Here is a 754-nt window from a genome sequence, read left to right on the forward strand (position 1 = left end):
GTACTGGTCAAGTCCAACCGGACACTTTCTTTTTATAATTTTCATACTCAATTGGACTCATATCATCCAGTGAGCTGTGCAGTCTGATCTTGTTGTAATATCTGATGTATTTCTCTACATCGGAGCGCATAGAATAACGTGTTAAATGCCTAACATTTAGCAGCCATTCATTCTTTAAACTCCCAAAAAAACGCTCGACAACTGCATTATCTAGACACGCTTCTTTGCCGCTCATTGAAGCAATAAAACCATGCTTCGTTAGTAACGTCTGATAACATTTACTTGTGTACTGTGAACCTCTATCACTATGAAATATAACTCCTTTTGGTGGGTTCCTCAGATTGATTGCCATTTGTAGAGCGCGTTCTACTAACTGAACTGTCATTCGCTTGCTTAAAGCCCAACCAATAATGCGACGAGAATGTAAATCCATAACAATAGCCAAATACATCCAACCCTGAGCCGTGCGCAAATAAGTCATATCACCCGCCCACGCAACATTCGGTGCTGTTGGATTAAACTGCCTTGCCAAAACATTATCTGCAACTTGATTGTTATGTTTGCTATTAGTCGTCACTTTATAAGCTTGCCTTTGCCTTACGACAAGCCCTAACTTTTTCATCAAACGGCGTACTTTAAAACGCCCAATTTTGAAGCCTTCCTTGCGAAGCTGTTTCATCATTTGACGGGAGCCCAGGCTTTGCCTGCTCTCTTTGAACAACGCCTTTATACGACGGAAAAGGCGAAGCATCTC

General features: G+C 41.5%; 1 protein-coding gene. It reads right to left on the reverse strand.

Features of this window, described 5'->3' with window-relative positions; translation table 11 throughout:
* Positions 1 to 7: 7 nt before the first annotated feature.
* The coding region (locus C3B51_RS22530; RefSeq protein WP_130246463.1) for an IS3 family transposase at positions 8 to 754 on the reverse strand (747 nt) is incomplete at its 5' end.

This window comes from Pseudoalteromonas rubra (assembly GCF_004212645.1).
In the GTDB taxonomy this organism is placed as follows: Bacteria; Pseudomonadota; Gammaproteobacteria; order Enterobacterales; family Alteromonadaceae; genus Pseudoalteromonas; species Pseudoalteromonas rubra_G.